This window comes from Bariatricus massiliensis (assembly GCF_900086725.1).
In the GTDB taxonomy this organism is placed as follows: Bacteria; Bacillota; Clostridia; order Lachnospirales; family Lachnospiraceae; genus Allocoprococcus; species Allocoprococcus massiliensis.
This window is the reverse complement of record NZ_LT574836.1, coordinates 699,001-718,441: the sequence shown is the minus strand read 5'-3', so window position 1 is coordinate 718,441 and position 19,441 is coordinate 699,001. Positions and strand designations below refer to the sequence as shown.

Sequence of the window (19,441 nt, the reverse complement as noted above, 5' to 3'; positions counted from 1 at the left end):
AATTAGTCTTGTAGTATTATACGAACTTTATTGAGACTTGTCAAGTATAATCCTTACTGCTCATCGCGCATGGTCAAGTCTTTCTGCAGCATATCCAGATAGGGGACATATATACCACCTTTCAGCTGCATAAAAAATGAGGGGTCAAGTTCCTCGAACCGCACACTTTTTCTCCCTCCGTTTTGTCCCCGCTCCCAATATGAGCGGATCTCCTCGAACCGCATATAATATAATTCATTTCTAGCGCTGTAGTATATGATGAGAAAGGCAATGCCCTCCTGTTCCTCAAAATGTTTCATAAATGTCATCTGATGTTCGTGGATATTCTGCAGCGGGAACGTGTCTGCATTACATTCCTTTGCGTCAAAACATACGGGGATTCCCTGTACTGCGCCAATATAATCCACCGTACTGCGCTGGTCAAAATATGCCAGTGTAATCTGCCGGTTCTCCTTATCCATGCGGACAGGCGTTATCGGAGTCGGTATCTTCTGTATCAACGCCAGTCCCTGTTCCAAATACCGCTCATTCGTGCGGTTGATAAAATCCTCAAGCGTTGAGCCCCTTAATCCTCTGCTGTTCCATGTTCCCATGCCAGATGCTCTCCTTCACAGATTCTATGGAATTTTTCCGGAATAGGTGCAAAAGCTGTTCGCTTGGACAGCCCTTTCAAGGCGTTTCCACATTCCGGGAATTCTATTCTCCACGCGTGCAGTACCTGCTCTTGTATTCCGTATTTTTTCCGATATTCCTCGTTGAAGCGGGAATTCCCGTACTTCTTGTCTCCTGCCACTGGATGCCCCACGGAAGCCAAATGCGCCCGAATCTGATGGGTGCGTCCCGTTATCAGGTGAACTTCTAAGAGGGTGCAGCCATCTCCCACTGCCAGCGGACGATATCCGGTCTCGATAGGCTGTGCTTCCCCTTTGTCATCCTTCGGCTCTGTCTCCCATACAGTCACTTTGTTAGTTGCAGTGTCCTTCCATAGATATCCCTTTATGTATTGCTCCGCGTCGACCCTGCCCTTCACCACAGTCAAATAATACTTTCCCATGGTGCGCTCCCGAAACATCTCACTCAACTCCTGCAGCGCAGGCAATGTCTTGCCGGCAGCTACCAGCCCGCTTGTATTGCGGTCCAGACGGTTGCATATAGAAGGATGAAAGTGGGTCAATTCTTCTTCTGTCAGGGCGCCGCTCTGTAAAAGATAAGCCGTCATATACTCATTCAACGACAAATCCTGCGGCTTCGCTTTCTGTGACAGCATGCCCGCGGGCTTATTCAGAAGCAGGATATGTTCATCCTCATAGACGATATCTAAATCAGCCTTTGCAGACGACGCCCGCTTCCAGTCCAATTTCCCGCCTCTGTCAGAAAACTTTTCAATGGTATCATCCGATAAATAAAGGACGATCTCATCCCCAATATTGAGTTTTTCACTGCCCTCAGCTTTTCTGCCGTTAAGCTTAATATTCTTCTTGCGAAGCATCTTATAAAAAAAACTTTTAGGGGCAAGCTTAAGATGTTTTGCCAACAGCTTGTCCAGCCTCTGTCCGGCCTCATTCTGAGTCACGATAATCTTCTGCATTGCAGCTCCTCATTCAACTATTAATTGCGGCATAAAGGCAATGCAATTGCCTTTCATTGCACATATATGCAATCATTATACCACAAACGCAGAAAAGGAAGCGGCGCTTCGCGCCATTTACTTTTCAAGTGGTGGCTTGCCGGTATAATATGCCGCTCAAGCGGCATAAAGGCAATGCAATTGCCTTTCATTGCACGTATGTGCAATCATTATACCATACTCTACCCTACAAAGAAATATCCAGTATAATCTCGCGGATTTCCTCTTCGGTTTTTTTGTCGGATTTCTCTACCGCAGCGATATTGTTCATTCCCTCCGCACGGCTTAAAAACGCGACATAATCATGAAATATTTTCACCGTCACCTTATCAAATTTATTCTGCCTCAATATCGATTTGATATGCCTTGCCGCATAAGCAGTATCTACTTTTGCATTCTTTGTGTATCCGCAGACCGTGTTCCGGGAAATCACGACTGCATCTATGGGCATAGCTTTCCGTTCGCTCGTTATAATCAAATCATAGGCCGGTGTAAGCTGATCTGTACACCCGGATATCTCGATCTCTGTGGCCTCATTGATGGAGCGGTGTCCCAGCATCATAATAAGATTCACCAAAGTCCTGCAGGCAGGCAGACACCCTAAAATAGCCACCAGAGTGAGCAGATTCAATTTTGTGTGATTCAACAGATAGCCGGTTATTACAAGTGCTGCCACCAGTGCAAAAGAAAGTACTGTCTGGATAGCAAGTTTCTTCTTTTGTACGCGGATATACCCCGCTTCTCCCTTGTGTATTTTCATGATTTCTTCCTCTTCGTAATTCTAATGTTTTAGCGTCCCCATTTTTCCATGGCCTTCATGACCAGACTGTGCGGCAGAAGTTTTGCCGCGGCTTCAGCGCCCTTCATCGCAGCCCCATATACAGAAAGCTCTTTTTTCTCTCTGACGTCCAGAAGCGCCTGCCGTACTACATCGTAAGGCTCTGCCATGACAGATTCTTTCATCAGGCTGCCGGCGGAGCCGGACACTTGAAAAAATTCGGTATCCACTGGGCCGGGGCATACTGCTGTCACCCAGATTCCCTTATCCTTAAGTTCAGCCCCAAGACCTCTAGAGAAACTCAAGACATAGGACTTTGTCGCCGCATAAACTGCAAATCCACTCTGCGGGCAGAACGCGGCCGCACTGGCTAGATTGACAATGCGGCTCCCACGGGACATCCACGGCAGGCAGACGCAGGTCATCTCTGTCAATCCCCGGCAGTTCAAGTCAATCATGCGGAGCTGAAGGTTCTTATCCTCCTGTGCAACATCGCTTACCGTTCCTATTTTACCGAAACCGGCGGCGTTGACCAGCATGCGCACATCGGGATTTTGGTTCTCCAGCCGGTTCTTCACCTGCTTATATACCAAGCTCTGCTCCATATCACCGGCAAAAACACGAACATAGGTCTTCATTTCCTTTTTCAGTTCAACGAGGCGCTCTTCTCTCCTTGCTATGACCCAGATCTCATCCAGCTCTCTGTAGAAGTGTTCCAGTTGCCGCACGAATTCTCGTCCAAGCCCGGAAGACGCCCCTGTTACTATTGCAATTCTCATACTACTCACCTCTTCTTTTTATGCACATTACGGATGGCCTTCTTCTTAACGGCGCTTCTCTTCCCGGCGCCTGCCTCCCTCTCGGCGTGGAGCTTTCTCGGCCGGATCAAACACGTTTCCCCGAATCCGATAAGATCCATACGTCCCGTCTTTTTCAACGCCTCAGCCACCAAATCATAGTTCTGTGGATTCCTGTATTGAATGAGCGCACGCTGCATTGCTTTTTCGTGAGGATTTTTTGGTACATAGACCGGTTTCATCGTCCTCGGGTCTACTCCTGTATAGTACATGCAGGTAGATATTGTGGACGGCGTCGGATAAAAGTCCTGCACCTGCTCCGGCATATAGCCTAAATCCCGCAGATACTCTGCCAGCTTTACCGCATCCTTCAGCGTCGACCCCGGATGGGAAGACATCAGATAAGGAACCAAGTACTGCTTTAAATTTAGCTTTTCATTCCATCGTTTGTATTTTTTGGCGAATTCCTCATAGACTGCATGCTCCGGCTTCCCCATCATGGACAATACCGGATCCGACACGTGCTCCGGGGCAACTTTTAACTGCCCGCTGACATGGTACTGACATAATTCCTTAAAAAAAGATTCATCACGGTCTGCCAGTAGATAATCAAATCGGATTCCGGATCTGATGAAGACCTTCTTTACCCCCGGAAGCCTCCGCAGCTCCCGAAGAAGTTCCAGATAGTCCTGATGATCTGCCTTTAGATTCTTACAAGGCTTTGGAAACAGGCACTGCTTGTTCACACAGGCCCCGTGCTTCAGCTGCTTATCACAGGCCGGCGCACGGAAGTTGGCCGTAGGGCCTCCCACATCATGAATATATCCCTTGAACTCTTTGTCTTTTGTAAATCCCTCTGCCTCATCCAGCAAGGAGGCGTGGCTTCTCGTCTGAATAATCCTTCCCTGATGAAAGGTGAGCGCGCAAAAGCTGCAGGCTCCAAAACATCCTCTGTTGCTGATCAGGCTGAACTTGACCTCCGCGATGGCAGGCACACCCCCGGCCTTCTCGTAAGAAGGATGATAAGTGCGCATATAGGGAAGCCCGTAGACAAAATCCATCTCTTCCTGCGTAAGCGGCTTTGCGGGTGGATTCTGTACCACATATAAATGCTCCGAATAGGGCTCTGCCAAACGTTTGCCTGCGACAGGGTCGGTATTGCAGTACTGCGTATAGAAGCTCTTTGCATAGAGCAGCTTATCCTGCTTCATCGCCTCATAAGGCTCCAAGACAACTGCATCGTATACACTGTCCAGACTCTTCACCTTACAGACTGTTCCGTCAATGAACGTAATATCCTTGACATCGATTCCCGCCGCCAGTGCGTCCGCGATTTCCACGATCGAGTGCTCGCCCATACCATAGGAAATCAAATCGGCGCCGGAATCCAAAAGTACGGAGCGTTTCAGCTTGTCAGACCAATAGTCATAATGGGCAAGCCTTCTTAAGCTGGCCTCAATCCCGCCCAAAATGATAGGCGTGTTCTTATAAGTCTGCCGAATCAGATTGCCATAGACCACCACCGCATAATCGGGCCTCCGTCCCATCTCACCGCCCGGCGTATAGGAATCCTGCCTCCGTCTCTTCTTGGAAACGGTATAATGATTCACCATGGAATCCATATTGCCCCCGGAAACAAGGAAGCCCAGTCTTGGCTCCCCGAAAACGCAGACACTCTCTTTGTCCTTCCAGTCGGGCTGCGCGATGATTCCGACCCGGTATCCATGGGCCTCCAGCAGCCGTGTTATGATGGCATGTCCGAAGGAAGGGTGGTCCACATATGCATCCCCGCTCACATAGACAAAGTCGACCTCATCCCAGCCCCGCTCTTTCATTTCTGTTCTTGTTACCGGCAAAAATCCTCTGCTCATCCTAATACCTCAAATGTATGATTCAATATCTCATCGTAATGGTGGGTATAATAATCCGCCAATTGCCTTTTCTTTGCCTCCTGAGGGCGTGAGAACCAATCGTCGACCGCACAGACTTTCATGCCTGCGTTCTTTCCGGCCAGTATCCCCATGGGCACATCCTCAAATACCAGACACTCTCTGGGCGGCGTTTTTAAATTCTCCGCCGCCTTCAAATATACATCCGGCGCAGGCTTTCCACGCTTCACCTCGCATCCGGTGCTGATTGTATCGAACAGGCCGGCGACTCCCATGGCCTGCAGAGATTGTTCCACAAGCTTCCTGTCATTGCTGGTTGCGATTCCCGTGCGGATTCCCCTTCTGCGTATTTCCCGTATAAATGTTTCGGCTCCCTCTTTCAAATGGACATCGTGGGTATACTTGTCAAGAGACATTTGAAACCATTCCTGTTTTATCTCATCCAAAGTATGAGGGAGCTGGGGAAAGCTGTCAAGAAAATATTGTGCGGTCTCTGTATAGCTCATCCCTTCGATGGCCGTATGGAAATCTTCCGGCACCGTCAGATGATAATTGTCTATATATTCCTGATCGATAGCTGTCCAGACCCACATAGAATCTACGAGTGTACCATCCATATCAAATATAACAGCCTCTATCTGCTCTAACATAATCGCTCCAACTCCTCTTTCGTCAATTCCCGGTATCCTCCCGGCGGAAGTGTTTCATCCAGCACAACGCTCCCCATGGAAAGGCGCTTCAAATAGATTACCTTTTTGCCCACCGCTTCGAACATACGCTTCACCTGATGGAACCGTCCTTCTTGAATTGTAATTTCTACCTCAGAAGTATCTCCCGTTTTCAGTATTTTAAGCACCGCCGGCAGGGCAGGCTTTTCATCCCCGATATCGATTCCTTCTGAAAATGCCCGTATATCATCCGCGGTGGCCCGCCCCTGTATACGTGCAAAATACGTCTTGTCCACATGTTTGGAAGGAGATAACAGCCGGTGTGAGAGCTCTCCGTCATTCGTAATTAGCAGAAGCCCTTCTGTGTCCTTGTCAAGACGTCCTACCGGAAACAAATCCTTCCTCTTTTTACCAGTCAGTAAATCAAGAACCGTTTTCTCCCTTGTATCTGTCACAGCCGAGACTACCCCGGCCGGCTTATTCAACATATAATATTCAAATTCTACATAGCATACCTGACTGCCGTTCACCATGACCGTCTGCCGCTCCGGCTGAATCTTCTGCTCCGGCCTTGACGCGGCCGCGCCGTCTACAGTCACCATGCCTCTGCGGATAAAGTTCTTTACCTCACTCCTCGTGCCAACGCCCATATCAGCCAAATATTTGTCCAGACGAATCATACGGACTGATCCCTCCATCCCGGAAGATATTTATTCTTCAAAGTGCCTCCCGAAAGCTTGCCCCAGCCAAGGGGAAAACCATCCACACAGACTAGATGCCATCCTTTCGCTTTCGGCCCGGCTATACTTTCCACGTCAATTGTTTCGCCCTTCAGATAGCGGCGGATTCTGTCATCTTCGAGCGTGAAATCCAATGTATGCGCATACTCCTCTTTTTTAAGATACATAGCAAGAGCCTGACTTGGCTCGAAACGTTTTTTCTTCAATTCACCGAGCAGGAGGCCTGTCCTTAGGAAACGGATGCCTCTAAGCTCCGGCAGTCCGTCCGGCATATAATATACCCGCCCGCCATGGATATCCAGCCGTTCGGCTGCGAGAGGAAACGCGACGTCTTGGCAGAATTCTGCCAGCTCATCCGGCAACTTCCCGCCAGACTTTGACTTTAAAGCCGGCTTCATGCGGGGAGTTGCCTGCCCTTTTTGTAAAAGTGCCAAAAAGTGTCCTTCTCCGTTCATCCTGTGCGGGAAGATACGAACAGTCTTTGTCAAGTCAGGATTCCCGCTCTTCGTATGCTCCGGCTTCCCGCATACAAAGCCTTCATATCCTTCCATCTCTACAAGATGAAATTCCGGACAGGACTCCAGCAGATATTCTACCGTCTCTTCATTCTCCAGTCCGTCAAAGGTACAAGTAGAATAAAGCATCATGCCTCCCGGGCGCAGCATAGACGCCGCCTGTGTCACGATGCTGCGCTGCAGTTTGGCAAAGAACTCCGGCCCATGTTCTTCCCATGCCTTTATCATGCGCTTATCCTTGCGGAACATGCCCTCCCCTGAGCAGGGAGCGTCGATGAGAATCTTATCAAAATATTCTGGAAAATAGTCCATGAGCCGTCCGGGCTCCTCACTTACAGTAAGCATATTGCCGATTCCGAACACTTCCAGATTCTTCAGCAGCCCTTTCGCACGGGAGCTGCTGATATCATTGGCCACAAGTACGCCTTCCCTGCAAAGTCTTGCCCCGAGCTCCGTGGCTTTGCCGCCGGGCGCCGCACACACATCCAGCACCCGCTCACCGGGCGCAATAGGCAGCCTGCTGGCAGGTGTCATGGCACTTGGCTCCTGAAGATAATAGAGCCCTGCAAAATAGTAGGGATGTTTCGCCGGAGACACTTCCTCGCCGTCATAATAAAATCCGTTCTCTATCCATGGAATAGGAGTTATCTTAAAAGGACAGATTTGTTGGAATTTCTCTACGCTTATCTTCCCTGTATTTACCCGAAGTCCATAATATCTCGGGTTTTCATAACAGGCGATATATTTATCGAACTCTGCACCTAAGAGGTGCTTCATCTTTTTTTCAAACGCAATCGGTAAATTCATATTCGTTCCTCCACATCGTTTAAGTATACCATAGTTAGAAAGAACAGGAAAGTTTTTTCTCTTCAAGGAGGCGCAAAACCCAATATGGATTCACACTGATTTCTTCCCCCTGCGGGTAGATATAAATCCCTACATGCAGATGTGTCGCGAACACTCCTGTCGTCCCTTCCGGGCCGTACCCGCTGTTCCCCATGAACCCAATCACTTCTCCGGCGCGGACGGTGTCGCCTTCTTCAATATCTGCATAGGAATCCAGATGGGCATAATAAAAATAACCGCCTGAAGGGGCTGAAATCCCAAGCCGCCAGCCGCCCTTTTCCAGCCACCCTTTGCTCACGACAGTACCGTCTGTCATACTGACCACCGGATAGAGTCCGGGAGTATTTTGACTTGCCATGATATCCGTCCCCTCATGTCCTCTTTTTCCTCCATATGTACGTTCACCCATCCATGAATCCACGAAACTTACCGAATAACTTTCATGCTTGGAGGAGACAGGCACCGGAAAATATGTAACGTCATTCCATATCGCATTACATATATCCAGATATTCCCCCCACGCCGGACGCTTCGCCCACATATTTTGTGCCTTTTTTAGATTCTTTTTATCGCTGTCTTTCTTCTCCAAATAGTAGATGCCCGCGGCTGTCCCCCGTTTTTCGACAGGAAGTCCTTCCAGCATTTTCAGCATAGGCTCTGACAATTGCATCTGTCGGAATCCATCTGACATTACCGTATTGCTTTTCAGCCGGCTGCATCTTGCCCTCTCCTGCAGATTTTCTTGCAGAAGTACGGAAAAAAGAGCCAGCAGTACAAGAAATAGAAACAGATTTCTTTTCAATTTCGTTTGGGCCAAATAAAGACACCATGCTTTCTTATATGCTTTATTAATACTTATGTCTTCCCGGTGAAAAACATTAAAAAATGAGGTCCGGCCAAAGCCAAACCTCACTTTTATGCTGCTCAGAGCAGTTTACTTACATCTCTTTAACAATTCTTTTGTAAATTCCCACATACGCTGGGTAGACTCAATATTCAATCTCTCAGCTACAGAATGGATGTCCAGCATCTCCGGTCCGTAGGACACACAGTCAAGATCCGGTTTCTTACCGGAAAGAAGTCCACATTCCAGACCTGCATGTACGGTATTCACGATTGGCTCTTCTCCAAACATTTCTTTATATGTATCGATAACAAGCGGACGAATCTTTGAATCATGTTTGTACATCCATGCCGGATACTCGTTATCTTTCACACAGGTTCCGCCGAGAATATCTGCAAATGCGCATAACGCTTCATGCATCTCATCCAATTTGCTGTTGACAGAACTTCTTACATACAGCAGAGCCTTGACATCTGTCTCGGAAGTTGCTACAACTCCACAGTTCAGGGATGTCTCTACCAGCCCTTTCAGCGCACGGCTGTACTCCTGCACGCCGTATGGGGAATTATATACAAAGTGAATGATTTTCTGTGTAGCCGCTTTCGTCATCGCCTGCACAGTTTCATCGGATACCTCTGTTATAACAGTAAGTCCCGGTTCTTCCCCCGCAAATTCCTGAAACCAATTGGCTTCCATAGCCTTCACCATCTCAACCACCGCATCTGCATCTGCAGCAACAACCTTCGCGGTAGTCATCGATGTGATAACATTATCCTTCGTACCTCCATCTACAGCGACAAGTGCGATATCTGTATTCAAATTTAAATGATTCAAAAGACGGCCCATCATTTTATTGGAGTTTCCTCTCTGCTCGTGAATCTCCAGCCCGGAATGTCCTCCTCTGAGCCCCTTAACCTGAATTGTAACTACAGAGCCTTGGCGTTCTTCTCTCTCAACCGGAATCGTCACGGTATCTACATATCCTCCTGAGCATCCGGCTACAATGACGCCCTCATTGTCAGAGTCCAGATTCAGAAGCATTTTCCCCTTGATCGGACTCATATCGATTGCAGTCGCACCGCCCATTCCTACTTCTTCATCTGTGGTGAAAATTGCCTCAATCGGCGGATGCGGAATATCTTTGCTGTCCAGAACGGCCATCGCAAAGGCAATCGCAATGCCATCGTCTCCCCCAAGAGTCGTATCCTTTGCCGTTACATAACCATCCTCAATCAAAAGCTCCAGACCGTCTGTGTCAAAATTATGAGTGGAATCCTCTGTCTTTTCACATACCATATCCAGATGTCCCTGAATAATAACCGGTTCACTATCTTCATAGCCTGCTGTTCCCGGTTTACGGATGATTACATTGTTCGCATCGTCCTGAATGAACTCCAATCCTCTTTCTTTTGCGAATTCTACGCAATAATCGCTGATACGCTTTGTATCAAATGTACCGTGCGGAATTTTGCACAGTTCCTCAAAAAAGTGAAATACTTCCTGAGGTTTGAGTTGTTCTAAAACTGCCATTTCGTTTCCCCTTTTCTATATAATATTTCCATATTCAATACTGTCATATTGTACATAAAAAGTCAACCTTTTCCATATAGATATCTTAAGAAAAAACAAGCTTTTTGAGGTTTTATGAAACGTTATTTTTTTGTCATATTTTTAGGCACAGTCTTTGTTGTAATGCTCGCATTTCCGGACACAGTTTTTAATGGGGCTACCCAAGGCCTTCTCCTCTGGTTCAACACGGTACTTCCTACTCTTTTCCCGTTCCTGATCATCACGGGGCTTCTTATCCGCACCAATGCTGTACACTTGATTTCTAAAACAGCCGGTCTTATATTAGGACCATTATTTGGCATCTCAAGCAGTGCTTCCTTCGCCGTTCTGGGCGGCTTTCTGTGCGGATACCCGATGGGAGCCAAGATAGCTTCCGACCTCGTAACGGAGGGGCTGATAGGCCGGGAGGAGGGTGCTTATCTGCTCTCTTTTTGTAATAATACAAGCCCTATGTTTATATTGAGTTATGTAGTATGGCAAAGTCTGCAGGATAAGAGTCTTGCCCTTCCGAGCATATTGATTTTATATGCCTCGCCCATACTGTCCAGCTTTCTCTTCCGGTGCTTTTATAAAAGACGCAGGGCACCGGAATCCCCCCTGACATCACCGCCGGCTCTCTCCGGCGCAGAAAAGGGTCCTTTTTTGAAGATATTAGACCAATGTATCATGGACAGCTGTGAGACTATCACGAAGGTAGGGGGCTACATTATTGTATTTTCCATACTGCTTGCACTGCTCAAGACCTTACCGGTATCTTCACTTTTCTGGAACGGCCTCTTTCTGCCCTCCATGGAGATTACAGCCGGTGTAAAAATGACAACGAGCACCGCCTTCCCGCTTCCCCTGCGATATACGCTGACAATGGCTCTCGTATCCTTCGGCGGTCTTTGCGCCGCTTTTCAGACGCAGTGCATGGTACAGAAGAACGGTTTTCCCATGCTCCCCTACATAACAGAAAAGCTGATTACCGCAGTGGTAACCAGCCTGTTCGCTTTTTTCTATATATACTATTGCCATTAATACGGCTGACGCTTTTGGCTTATTCGACAGGTGGAAGCTCCTCACCGTTTCCAAACTCCGCTTCCAAGCCTCTGGAAGACTTCTCCGGCACCTGCAGTTCTGCTCTGTTATTGCGCACGACATCATAACATTCTTGAAGAGAGTTCACCAGACCGTCATACTTGGTCGTATAAGTATCCAGTGTATGCCCTATAATACTCTCAGCGTTGGCCATAAGATCATCTGTATACTGCATAGCGCCGATACGGATATCGTTGGCATCGCTCGTGGCATTATCCAGAATCTGCTGTGCCTGCTCGGTCGCCGCCATAACAATCTCGTTCGCCTGCGCATAGGCCTGCTGCATAATTTCGTGTTCACTCACAAGCTCATTCGTATGAACCTGTGCTTCCTCGATCATACTTTCAGCCTTTGACTGTGCATCCGCAAGGATGGCATCTTTATTTGCAATTATTTTTTGATAACGCTTAATTTCATCCGGTGTCTTCATGCGAAGTTCTCTAAGAAGCTCATCCATCTGATCCTTATTGACAATAATCTTCGTAGTAGACAGTGGCTGAAATTTACAGCTGTCAATATACTCTTCAATCTCTTCGATAATCTGTTCAATACGGCTGCTCATATTTACACTCTCCTTCTTGCCGCCTCCGTCTGCGGCATCTTTTCTTTCATTCTATTGATGACAACCTCCGGCACAAATTGTGATATGTCCCCTCCGAAAGCTGCTACTTCTTTCACAATAGTAGAACTTAAGTACGAGTATTCCAGACTGGTCGTGAGAAACATCGTCTCTATCCCCGGCTCCAGCTTATGATTCGTCTGTGACATCTGCAGTTCATACTCAAAATCTGTGATTGCACGAAGTCCACGAATGACCATATTAGCGTTCAATTCTTTTACAAATTCCACTAAAAGGCCTTCAAACGGAATAATCTTAACTTTAGGCAACTCCCTCGTTGCCTCCTCTAACATTTTAACACGTTCTTCTACAGAAAACAACGGCATTTTTCCTTTATTGTTCAATACTCCGACAATAACCTCGTCCGCGATTTTACATGTTCTTTCAATAATATCCAGATGACCGTATGTAACCGGGTCGAAACTGCCCGGATAAACTGCCTTTAGCATGGGTACTTTCCCTCCTGTACGACAAAAATGTGCTTGTTTGTTTTGTATTCTTTCTCTTTTAATACAGCGTAGCCCATCTCTTTGAGATAGGAAAAATCTGTCCCCTTCGACGCTTCGACAATCACCACGGTATCATCCCTCAAAAGTCCGGAATCTATAAGACTTGCCAGCACCTGCTTCTCCAGCAGACAATCGTAGGGCGGATCCATAAAAATGTAATCGAACTGCTTTCTTCCGCTGAGTGTATGGATTGCACTGACAGCGTCGGCGGCCATGGTAACTGCCTGTCCTTCAAGCCTCGTACGCGCAAGGTTCTCCTTGATACATGCCATAGCCTTTGGGTTGCTTTCCACGAAAACGGCCTCTGTGGCTCCCCTGCTCAGCGCCTCGATTCCGATAGCGCCGCTGCCTGCAAATAAGTCAAGGAATTCACAGTCGCAGAGCCCCGGTGCAATGATATTAAAGAGTGTCTCTTTTATCCTGTCCGTAGTTGGTCTGGTATCTTTTCCTTCTAACGTCTTTAATTGTGTTCTTCTGGCTTGTCCGGCTATGACTCTCATTGTTACTCCTCGCAAAATGTGATAGATTTCCCGTTTATTATAAATATTTGTTAGAAAAATGTCAAATGTTCCCGACATGAATTTTTAATTGTTTGAACGGAATTTCAATTTCATTTTCATCCATGGTAAGTTTGATCGTCTCCAGCATACGCCATCTTGTAGGCCAGTATTCTTCTGTCCTCACCCATGCCCTCACTCCTAGAACGACAGAACTTTCACCAAGGTTGTCCACAAATACATTGTGAGCCATCTCCTGTATGACACAGGAATCCTCCAAGAGAATCCCCTCCAGCAGCCGCTTGGCCTTCTTTAAATCTGCATCATAGGATATATCAATCTTTAAATCCAGCTGCCGGTAATCCTTGTCCGTCACATTGGTAAGACTGGTATTTGCCAGCGTACCATTGGGAATTACAATGGTTTTATTGTCTAGCGTTGCCAGCTTTGTATAAAAAATCTGAATTTCTTTCACCGTTCCTTCATTGCCGTGCGCATCTTCCATGATATAATCACCGACCACAAAAGGTTTGAGAAGAAGAATCAGCACCCCGCCAGCCAGATTGGATAAACTTCCCTGCAGGGCAAGGCTGACCGCTACGCCGCCGGATGCAATCAAAGCCGCTGTGGATGTTGATTCCACGCCCAGTTGGTTCGCTATAAACATAATGAGTAATATGTGAAGGCCGAACTTCAGCAGGGAATCTACGAACTGCCGTGCTCCCGTGTCAGAATTCGCACGTTCCATAGACGCACGCACCAGCCTGCGGACCCACTTTATCAGCTGATGTCCCACGAAAAAGGCCAGCAGTGCCAAAAGTACACGTATCCCAAATGCTATGACCGACGGTCCGCTCTTCTCTATAAATTTTTGAAAATTACTGATTTCCTTTACGGTTTCTTGCACTGCATTCGTGTCTGCCAAAAGTATCATAAAGTCTTCCTCCTAATATGTAAAAGGCCTATTTTAACGCCAGAAACGCCGCCAGATTCCCTCTTTTCCCATGGGACGCCCTATGGGAAAATAATAATTCCGAGTTACAGCAGGTACACAGATTCGTCACCGCCAGATGCTCCCGCTTAATTCCCGCCCTCAGTAAAATCAATTCATTGGCGCGCCAGAGATTTAACTGGAACTTCCCGTCCGGTTTTCCGTAAAACAGAGACGCCCATTCTGTCTCGGGGAAAGCCGCGCGGAATCTCTCGATCACGTCCTCACTCACCTCATAACAGTCCTGACAGATAGAGGGGCCTATTGCAGCCACAATATCCTCCGGCCTACTGCCGTATGCACGCTGCATTGCCTGAACTGTAATCTCCCCCATCCTGTTCACTGTACCGCGCCAGCCGGAATGGCTGGAAGCGATTGCCCGATGTACTGGGTCCACGAACAAGAGCGGGACACAGTCTGCGTAGTAGGTGACCAGACAGACATCCGGAAGATTCGTCATGAGTCCGTCCACATCTGTATAATCCCGTGGATAGACGATTCCTTTCCCTATATCGTCCTCTGTCACTGCCCGCACATTAGTAGTATGAGTCTGTGAAGAAGCCGTCATCCTGTCAGGTGAGACACCGATTGCCGCTCCTATCCTGCGGTAATTTTCCATGACATGTTCTTCCTTATCGCCACGCGCAAAGCTCAAATTCATGGAGCGGTAGATTCCTTCGCTCACTCCGCCTTCTCTCGTTGATATTCCATGACGCACGACCCCCGTCTCAGACAAGAGCGGGAATTCAAGAAAAAGCACTCCGTTGCAATTCTTTTCCGTATAGATATGTTCTGCATTTTTATATTCAAATCTCAAGTTATCATTTTCCTCTCAATATTCACTTATAATCGAATGCATCCTTTACCAAAGTAATCTGGTGCCCGGAATCGCCGCCGGTAATTCCCACGACATCAAAACGGCATGGGACGCCAGTGATATGGTGTTCGTACATATAAAAAAGTGCGCCTCGGCATATCTGGCGCTGTTTACGCACATCAACCGCCGCCAGAGTCTCGGCAGCGGAGGCTTTGCAGCGGTATTTCACCTCACAGAAGACCAGATATCCGCTTTCCTCGGCGACGATATCTATCTCCGCATATCTGCAGTAGTAATTGTAAGTCCGAATCTGGTAGCCTTTCATTTCTAAAAATTGACCTGCCAGTCTTTCGAACGAAGTACCCATTCGCCGTTTATTGACATTTGCACACTTATTCTTTTTGATTATTTCTTTCTTCATATTCCGGCATCCCGGAGACTCGCGCAATCTAAATAAAATTCTTGATAAAACTTCTTCGGTGTATGGGAGTAGGCCCTAATTCCCGCAACGCCTTGATGTGCTGCGCCGAGCCGTAGCCCTTGTTGGCCGCAAAACCATAGCCGGGAAATACTTTTTCATACTCCTCCATCAGCCTGTCTCTGGCCACCTTCGCAACTATGCTGGCCGCCGCAATAGAGACGCTTTTTGCATCGCCCTTGATAATCGGCACCTGCCGTATGCCAATCCCCGGGATTGTCACCGCATCGTTCAAAAGCACGTCCGGCGTTATGCTGAGCTTCGATATTGCAATCCGCATAGCCTCGTAGGTGGCATTCAATATGTTCTTCTCGTCAATGACCGCCGGGCTTACCATACCGATTCCCACGGCAACAGCCTTCTCCATAATCTCGTCGTAGAGGAGTTCTCTCTTTTTGGCGGAAAGCTGTTTAGAATCGTTCAAATAAAGGATTTCACAATCTTTCGGCAGGATGACGGCCCCCGCCGCCACCGGGCCTGCAAGAGGGCCTCTGCCCACTTCGTCAATCCCGCACACATAGCCTTCCTGCTCATATTGACGCTCAAAAATCCGCATCCCTTCCAGCCGTTCTTTCTCTGCCAGAAGCTTATCGTCTTTTTTGTGAAAGGACTCCAGAAGCTTTTGAACCCCGCTTCTGGAGTCCGATTGATACCGCACATAAAGAGCAGTCCGCTCATCAAAAGCCGTCTGTTCCAGTTCACGCCGAATATCGGCGATACTCTTCTGCTCCATAATAAAACAACTCCTTATTCATGTTTCACAAATCCAATCTTATTAAATGGAAAAATACGGACCCATGCCCTTCCGATTATTTGACTCCTTTTCAGTATCCCTACACTCGGATCTCTGCTGTCGGAACTGTGGTTTCGGTTGTCTCCAAGCACGAAATACTCATCATCAGCCAGTTCAACTGGATTGGCCGCAATGTTATTGCTCGTCTCCTGCATGACTTCCGCCCCGAAATGTTCATCCAGTTTTTCTCCATTGATATAAACATATCCATCCTTTATCTGTATAGTCTCTCCCGGCATACCGATAATTCGCTTAATATAATAGGTATTCTCCGCATGCTGATATGGGAACACAATCACATCGTAACGGCTCGGGTCACGGAACCGGTAGCTCAGCTTATCGACGATCAGGTTGTCTCCATGGCTTAAAGAAGGCTCCATGGAATGTCCGTCCACCTGTGTTCTCTGCCCTACAAATGTAATGATTAGATAAGTAAGGCCAATAATGAGAATGATATACACAATCCAGCCTCCCAGCTCCTGCCACGCGCTTTTGGGAACAGCATCTTTCTTTTTATCCGGGCGGCCGTCTTTTATTTCCATTTCTTTATTTTCTGCTTCCATCATCATTAAAATCCTCCGAAAATTCCAGTGTTATCCTGCCGAGTTTTCCACTTCTGAAATCATCAAGCAGAATCCCCGCAGCCTTCTGTGTATCCAGTTCGTTCCCCCGCACCAGACAGTGCCGGCTTTTAGCCACTTCAGTGAGGCACTGGTAATTATCTTCGGTTTCTTCTATGCCGTATTTATCTGCCAGTACTCCCGGATATCTATCCCTTAAAAATCCAATCAGTTCCGCCGCAAGCTCCTCCAGATTCATGATTTCATCCTTGATAGAACCAATAAACGCAAGCCTCAGTCCTACGGTCTGGTCTTCGAATTTAGGCCAAAGGATTCCCGGAGTATCCAAAAGTTCTACCTGTTTATTCAGCCTGATCCACTGTTTCCCTTTAGTGACACCGGGCTTATTTCCGGTCTTTGCGCACGCCTTGCCGGCAAGCGCATTGATAAAAGTGGATTTGCCCACATTGGGAATACCCACCACCATCGCACGGACAGGCCGGTTGAGAATTCCCCTTTTCCGGTCTCTCTCTATTTTCTCCTTACAAGCCTCCTGAATCACACCTTGAATAGACTTGATTCCTCCGCCTTTTCGGGAATTTACCTTCACGACAGAATATCCCTTTCCCTTAAAGTATTCTGTCCACGCATCGCTTGTCCTCTCGTCAGCCAAATCCGATTTGTTCAGCAGTATCAGTCTCGCTTTATTCTTGCCAAGCTCATCAATATCCGGATTCCTGCTGCTCATAGGAATCCTTGCATCCACAAGCTCTATCACTAAATCTATCAGCTTGATGTTCTCCTGCATCATCCGTTTAGCTTTTGTCATATGTCCCGGATACCATTGAAAATTCATCTGCCTACCTCCCCAGTCTATCCGATTAATCCGAACCGATTTCCCGGCGTAATGTTGAACCATGCCTTCCCTTCGATTTCGGAACGTTTTACGTTTCCTATATCAGCCATCCTGCTGTCTTCACTGCTCTCTCGGTTGTCTCCCAGCACAAAGAACTCATTTCCGCCTAGTGTAATCTCTTCCGCAGCCAGGCCAGCCTCCTCAAGACTGGTCGTTTTGTAGCTTTCCTTCAGCTTCTTTCCGTCTATGTAGACAGCTCCATCTTTAATCTGCACAGTCTCGCCCGGCAGTCCTACAATCCGTTTGACATAGGAGTGAAGGTTCTCATTGCCGTTCGGCTTGAACACAATGATATCCCCCCGTTTTGGAGAACTGGCGTCATACAGGATTCTGTTGACCAGCACCACGTCTCCATTCTTCAAGACCGGATTCATAGAATCGCCGATGTTACTGATACGCTGTCCAAAATACCAGACAAATACGAACGCAAATATGCAGACAATCACAATCTGCAGCGCCCATTTTAATGCCTCCGGCACCCAGTCCAGATTAATGTGTCTGGATTCCCTTCCGAATTTTAAGTCTCTGTGCATATTGTACCCCTTATATAGAAAGCAGGATATACCGCCTGCTTTTATTTATCTTAAGATAAAAAGGGACAAGTACGTGTGTATTTGTCCCTCTCTCAACATTTACTATTTTACTAATTCTTTTACTTTTGCTCTCTTTCCTACACGTCCTCTTAAGTAGTTCAATTTAGCACGTCTTACTTTACCTCTACGTACAACTTCTACTCTTTCAACGTTCGGAGAATGTAACGGCCATGTCTTTTCTACGCCGATTCCATTAGAATTCTTTCTTACCGTAAATGTAGCTCTTGCTCCACCGCCCTGTTTTTTAAGGACTGTTCCTTCGAAAACCTGAATTCTTTCGCGGTTTCCTTCTTTGATTTTACCGTAAACTTTTACAGTATCACCAACATTGAATTCCGGTGCATTTTCTTTCAGCTGTGCAGCTTCGATGTTTCTGATAATCTCGTTCATGTGTGTGACCTCCTTGTTATTTTGACGTTCTTAATACTGTGTCAGTACCAGAGGACCATCTCTTTTATCTCACAACATGCCCTATTTTACCACAAAGCTACAGTATTTGCAAGTATTTTTACAAGCTTTTCCTCTAATATCCTAACTGTGCAAGCACATTGCCCGGAGTATCATAGATGACGATATCGGCCATTTTATCTTTTAAATGTTCCTCTTTATGGACAATGATCATCTTGCTACCGTTAAAATATTTGATGTAATTGCCAAACACATCTGAATCCAGCGTAGTGCCCAGCACCAGCAGGACATCCGCACGTTCTACTTCTCCGGCCGTTCTGGCAATCAATCTGCCGTCAAGCATATCTCCGAAAAATGCAACTTTAGGACGAATTACAGAGCCGCAGCTCTCACAGAGCGGAACTCTCTTAGAATTTTTAATATAGTCCACTGAATATTCACGCCCACAATGGTTGCATCTGTTCTGATAGATACTGCCATGCATATTGACGACATTACGGCAGCCCGCCCGTTGAGCCAGCTCATACAAATTACTTGTGATAATACAGTTCAGTCTGCCCGCCCGCTCCATCGCTGCCAGCCTGTAAGATGTCTCCGGCGGCTCAATATCTTTCAGAACCTCATTCCGGTAAAACTCGAAGAATTTATCCGTTCTGGTACTATAATATGAATCTGTAAATATGTATTCCGGTGACACCCCGTACTTCGTTTCTATCTCATAAGCTCTGTCCGGCTTTTTCAGAACAATATAACCACATTCTTCCATGATGCCGGAGCCACAGAGAGCAACCGTGTATCTACTTTTTTCTATCGCTCTCCTCATACTTTCAATTTTCGGAATAAACATAACGAACCCTCCTTTCAAACGCGGGGAAAACTGCAAAAATATATCCCGCCTCTTTGGCTA

At 47.1% G+C, this 19,441-nt stretch carries 23 protein-coding genes; 1 reads left to right on the top strand and 22 read right to left on the bottom strand.

All coding sequences use genetic code 11. The annotated features are described in order from the left end of the window. Window positions 1-53: 53 nt before the first annotated feature. The 10 genes from BN6465_RS05020 to BN6465_RS04975 form a co-directional block, all read right to left on the bottom strand. On the bottom strand, window positions 54-593 hold the full coding sequence (locus BN6465_RS05020; RefSeq protein ID WP_066732296.1) for a Holliday junction resolvase RecU: 540 nt from the start codon (window positions 591-593) through the stop codon (window positions 54-56). Beyond that, complete coding sequence (locus BN6465_RS05015; RefSeq protein WP_066732293.1) at window positions 566-1,588, bottom strand: RluA family pseudouridine synthase; 1,023 nt, start codon at window positions 1,586-1,588, stop codon at window positions 566-568. Before BN6465_RS05015 ends, BN6465_RS05020 begins: the two co-directional genes overlap by 28 nt. Before the next feature lie 226 nt (window positions 1,589-1,814). Continuing rightward, window positions 1,815-2,387 carry a hypothetical protein gene (locus BN6465_RS05010; protein ID WP_199882789.1) on the bottom strand — a complete coding sequence of 191 codons (573 nt, stop codon included), beginning with the start codon at window positions 2,385-2,387 and terminating at the stop codon, window positions 1,815-1,817. Window positions 2,388-2,416: 29 nt separating this feature from the next. Continuing rightward, entirely contained in the window at window positions 2,417-3,184 is a 768-nt protein-coding gene (locus tag BN6465_RS05005; RefSeq protein ID WP_066732289.1) for an SDR family NAD(P)-dependent oxidoreductase, read from the bottom strand. Window positions 3,185-3,189: 5 nt separating this feature from the next. Then, a complete protein-coding gene (locus BN6465_RS05000) occupies window positions 3,190-5,073 on the bottom strand; it encodes a YgiQ family radical SAM protein (protein ID WP_066732288.1) in 1,884 nt (627 codons plus the stop codon). Then, window positions 5,070-5,741, bottom strand: coding sequence for an HAD family hydrolase (locus tag BN6465_RS04995; RefSeq protein WP_066732286.1), 672 nt, complete (start codon window positions 5,739-5,741; stop codon window positions 5,070-5,072). Before BN6465_RS04995 ends, BN6465_RS05000 begins: the two co-directional genes overlap by 4 nt. After that, complete coding sequence (locus BN6465_RS04990; protein WP_082891588.1) at window positions 5,735-6,439, bottom strand: pseudouridine synthase; 705 nt, start codon at window positions 6,437-6,439, stop codon at window positions 5,735-5,737. The genes BN6465_RS04995 and BN6465_RS04990 overlap by 7 nt, the downstream gene beginning before the upstream one ends. Next, on the bottom strand, window positions 6,436-7,821 hold the full coding sequence (locus BN6465_RS04985; RefSeq protein WP_066732282.1) for an RsmF rRNA methyltransferase first C-terminal domain-containing protein: 1,386 nt from the start codon (window positions 7,819-7,821) through the stop codon (window positions 6,436-6,438). The genes BN6465_RS04990 and BN6465_RS04985 overlap by 4 nt, the downstream gene beginning before the upstream one ends. 34 nt (window positions 7,822-7,855) lie before the next feature. Then, window positions 7,856-8,677, bottom strand: a complete 822-nt coding sequence (locus tag BN6465_RS04980) for a M23 family metallopeptidase (protein ID WP_227183225.1) — start codon at window positions 8,675-8,677, stop codon at window positions 7,856-7,858. A 117-nt stretch (window positions 8,678-8,794) separates the two neighbouring features. Beyond that, window positions 8,795-10,234: an aminoacyl-histidine dipeptidase gene (locus BN6465_RS04975; RefSeq protein ID WP_066732277.1), complete on the bottom strand. Its 1,440-nt coding sequence runs from the start codon at window positions 10,232-10,234 to the stop codon at window positions 8,795-8,797. A 114-nt stretch (window positions 10,235-10,348) separates the two neighbouring features. On the opposite strand from BN6465_RS04975, the gene BN6465_RS04970 reads away from it, so the two are divergent. Continuing rightward, window positions 10,349-11,293: a transporter gene (locus BN6465_RS04970; RefSeq protein WP_066732275.1), complete on the top strand. Its 945-nt coding sequence runs from the start codon at window positions 10,349-10,351 to the stop codon at window positions 11,291-11,293. Window positions 11,294-11,312: 19 nt separating this feature from the next. Here BN6465_RS04970 and BN6465_RS04965 read toward each other — a convergent pair whose 3' ends face one another. The 12 genes from BN6465_RS04965 to BN6465_RS04910 all read right to left on the bottom strand — a co-directional run bounded on the left by BN6465_RS04965 (window position 11,313) and on the right by BN6465_RS04910 (window position 19,381). Beyond that, window positions 11,313-11,915 carry an ATP synthase subunit B family protein gene (locus BN6465_RS04965; RefSeq protein WP_066732273.1) on the bottom strand — a complete coding sequence of 201 codons (603 nt, stop codon included), beginning with the start codon at window positions 11,913-11,915 and terminating at the stop codon, window positions 11,313-11,315. Between the two features lie 2 nt (window positions 11,916-11,917). Beyond that, on the bottom strand, window positions 11,918-12,421 hold the full coding sequence (gene coaD, locus BN6465_RS04960; RefSeq protein ID WP_066732269.1) for a pantetheine-phosphate adenylyltransferase: 504 nt from the start codon (window positions 12,419-12,421) through the stop codon (window positions 11,918-11,920). After that, complete coding sequence (gene rsmD / locus BN6465_RS04955) at window positions 12,415-12,981, bottom strand: 16S rRNA (guanine(966)-N(2))-methyltransferase RsmD (RefSeq protein ID WP_066732267.1); 567 nt, start codon at window positions 12,979-12,981, stop codon at window positions 12,415-12,417. Before rsmD ends, coaD begins: the two co-directional genes overlap by 7 nt. Before the next feature lie 61 nt (window positions 12,982-13,042). Continuing rightward, window positions 13,043-13,912: a mechanosensitive ion channel family protein gene (locus tag BN6465_RS04950; RefSeq protein WP_066732265.1), complete on the bottom strand. Its 870-nt coding sequence runs from the start codon at window positions 13,910-13,912 to the stop codon at window positions 13,043-13,045. 28 nt (window positions 13,913-13,940) lie between these two features. Continuing rightward, a complete protein-coding gene (gene pgeF, locus BN6465_RS04945; RefSeq protein ID WP_066732263.1) occupies window positions 13,941-14,786 on the bottom strand; it encodes a peptidoglycan editing factor PgeF in 846 nt (281 codons plus the stop codon). 22 nt (window positions 14,787-14,808) lie between these two features. Then, a complete protein-coding gene (locus BN6465_RS04940; RefSeq protein WP_066732261.1) occupies window positions 14,809-15,207 on the bottom strand; it encodes a YraN family protein in 399 nt (132 codons plus the stop codon). 28 nt (window positions 15,208-15,235) lie between these two features. Further along, complete coding sequence (locus BN6465_RS04935) at window positions 15,236-15,997, bottom strand: ribonuclease HII (protein ID WP_066732259.1); 762 nt, start codon at window positions 15,995-15,997, stop codon at window positions 15,236-15,238. Between the two features lie 14 nt (window positions 15,998-16,011). Continuing rightward, window positions 16,012-16,626 (bottom strand): signal peptidase I, encoded by a 615-nt coding sequence (gene lepB / locus BN6465_RS04930; protein WP_082891587.1) that lies wholly within the window; start codon window positions 16,624-16,626, stop codon window positions 16,012-16,014. Continuing rightward, window positions 16,604-17,473 (bottom strand): ribosome biogenesis GTPase YlqF, encoded by an 870-nt coding sequence (ylqF, locus tag BN6465_RS04925; protein ID WP_066732258.1) that lies wholly within the window; start codon window positions 17,471-17,473, stop codon window positions 16,604-16,606. The genes lepB (BN6465_RS04930) and ylqF overlap by 23 nt, the downstream gene beginning before the upstream one ends. 17 nt (window positions 17,474-17,490) lie before the next feature. Continuing rightward, complete coding sequence (gene lepB, locus BN6465_RS04920; RefSeq protein WP_066732257.1) at window positions 17,491-18,066, bottom strand: signal peptidase I; 576 nt, start codon at window positions 18,064-18,066, stop codon at window positions 17,491-17,493. Between the two features lie 102 nt (window positions 18,067-18,168). Beyond that, on the bottom strand, window positions 18,169-18,516 hold the full coding sequence (rplS, locus tag BN6465_RS04915; protein ID WP_066732256.1) for a 50S ribosomal protein L19: 348 nt from the start codon (window positions 18,514-18,516) through the stop codon (window positions 18,169-18,171). A gap of 133 nt (window positions 18,517-18,649) precedes the next feature. After that, window positions 18,650-19,381 (bottom strand): SIR2 family NAD-dependent protein deacylase, encoded by a 732-nt coding sequence (locus BN6465_RS04910; RefSeq protein WP_066732254.1) that lies wholly within the window; start codon window positions 19,379-19,381, stop codon window positions 18,650-18,652. Window positions 19,382-19,441: the final 60 nt, after the last annotated feature.

Coding starts and splice junctions, on each gene's coding strand:
- BN6465_RS05015 (WP_066732293.1), bottom strand. CDS start 1,588: ATGCAGAAGATTATCGTGACTCAGAATGAGGCCGGACAGAGGCTGGAC.
- coaD (WP_066732269.1), bottom strand. CDS start 12,421: ATGCTAAAGGCAGTTTATCCGGGCAGTTTCGACCCGGTTACATACGGT.
- lepB (WP_066732257.1), bottom strand. CDS start 18,066: ATGCACAGAGACTTAAAATTCGGAAGGGAATCCAGACACATTAATCTG.
- rsmD (WP_066732267.1), bottom strand. CDS start 12,981: ATGAGAGTCATAGCCGGACAAGCCAGAAGAACACAATTAAAGACGTTA.
- rplS (WP_066732256.1), bottom strand. CDS start 18,516: ATGAACGAGATTATCAGAAACATCGAAGCTGCACAGCTGAAAGAAAAT.
- BN6465_RS04965 (WP_066732273.1), bottom strand. CDS start 11,915: ATGAGCAGCCGTATTGAACAGATTATCGAAGAGATTGAAGAGTATATT.
- BN6465_RS05010 (WP_199882789.1), bottom strand. CDS start 2,387: ATGAAAATACACAAGGGAGAAGCGGGGTATATCCGCGTACAAAAGAAG.
- ylqF (WP_066732258.1), bottom strand. CDS start 17,473: ATGAATTTTCAATGGTATCCGGGACATATGACAAAAGCTAAACGGATG.
- lepB (WP_082891587.1), bottom strand. CDS start 16,626: ATGATGATGGAAGCAGAAAATAAAGAAATGGAAATAAAAGACGGCCGC.
- BN6465_RS04940 (WP_066732261.1), bottom strand. CDS start 15,207: ATGAAGAAAGAAATAATCAAAAAGAATAAGTGTGCAAATGTCAATAAA.
- BN6465_RS05020 (WP_066732296.1), bottom strand. CDS start 593: ATGGGAACATGGAACAGCAGAGGATTAAGGGGCTCAACGCTTGAGGAT.
- BN6465_RS04950 (WP_066732265.1), bottom strand. CDS start 13,912: ATGATACTTTTGGCAGACACGAATGCAGTGCAAGAAACCGTAAAGGAA.
- BN6465_RS05005 (WP_066732289.1), bottom strand. CDS start 3,184: ATGAGAATTGCAATAGTAACAGGGGCGTCTTCCGGGCTTGGACGAGAA.
- BN6465_RS04935 (WP_066732259.1), bottom strand. CDS start 15,997: ATGGAGCAGAAGAGTATCGCCGATATTCGGCGTGAACTGGAACAGACG.
- BN6465_RS04990 (WP_082891588.1), bottom strand. CDS start 6,439: ATGATTCGTCTGGACAAATATTTGGCTGATATGGGCGTTGGCACGAGG.
- BN6465_RS04910 (WP_066732254.1), bottom strand. CDS start 19,381: ATGTTTATTCCGAAAATTGAAAGTATGAGGAGAGCGATAGAAAAAAGT.
- BN6465_RS04995 (WP_066732286.1), bottom strand. CDS start 5,741: ATGTTAGAGCAGATAGAGGCTGTTATATTTGATATGGATGGTACACTC.
- BN6465_RS05000 (WP_066732288.1), bottom strand. CDS start 5,073: ATGAGCAGAGGATTTTTGCCGGTAACAAGAACAGAAATGAAAGAGCGG.
- BN6465_RS04985 (WP_066732282.1), bottom strand. CDS start 7,821: ATGAATTTACCGATTGCGTTTGAAAAAAAGATGAAGCACCTCTTAGGT.
- BN6465_RS04975 (WP_066732277.1), bottom strand. CDS start 10,234: ATGGCAGTTTTAGAACAACTCAAACCTCAGGAAGTATTTCACTTTTTT.
- BN6465_RS04970 (WP_066732275.1), top strand. CDS start 10,349: ATGAAACGTTATTTTTTTGTCATATTTTTAGGCACAGTCTTTGTTGTA.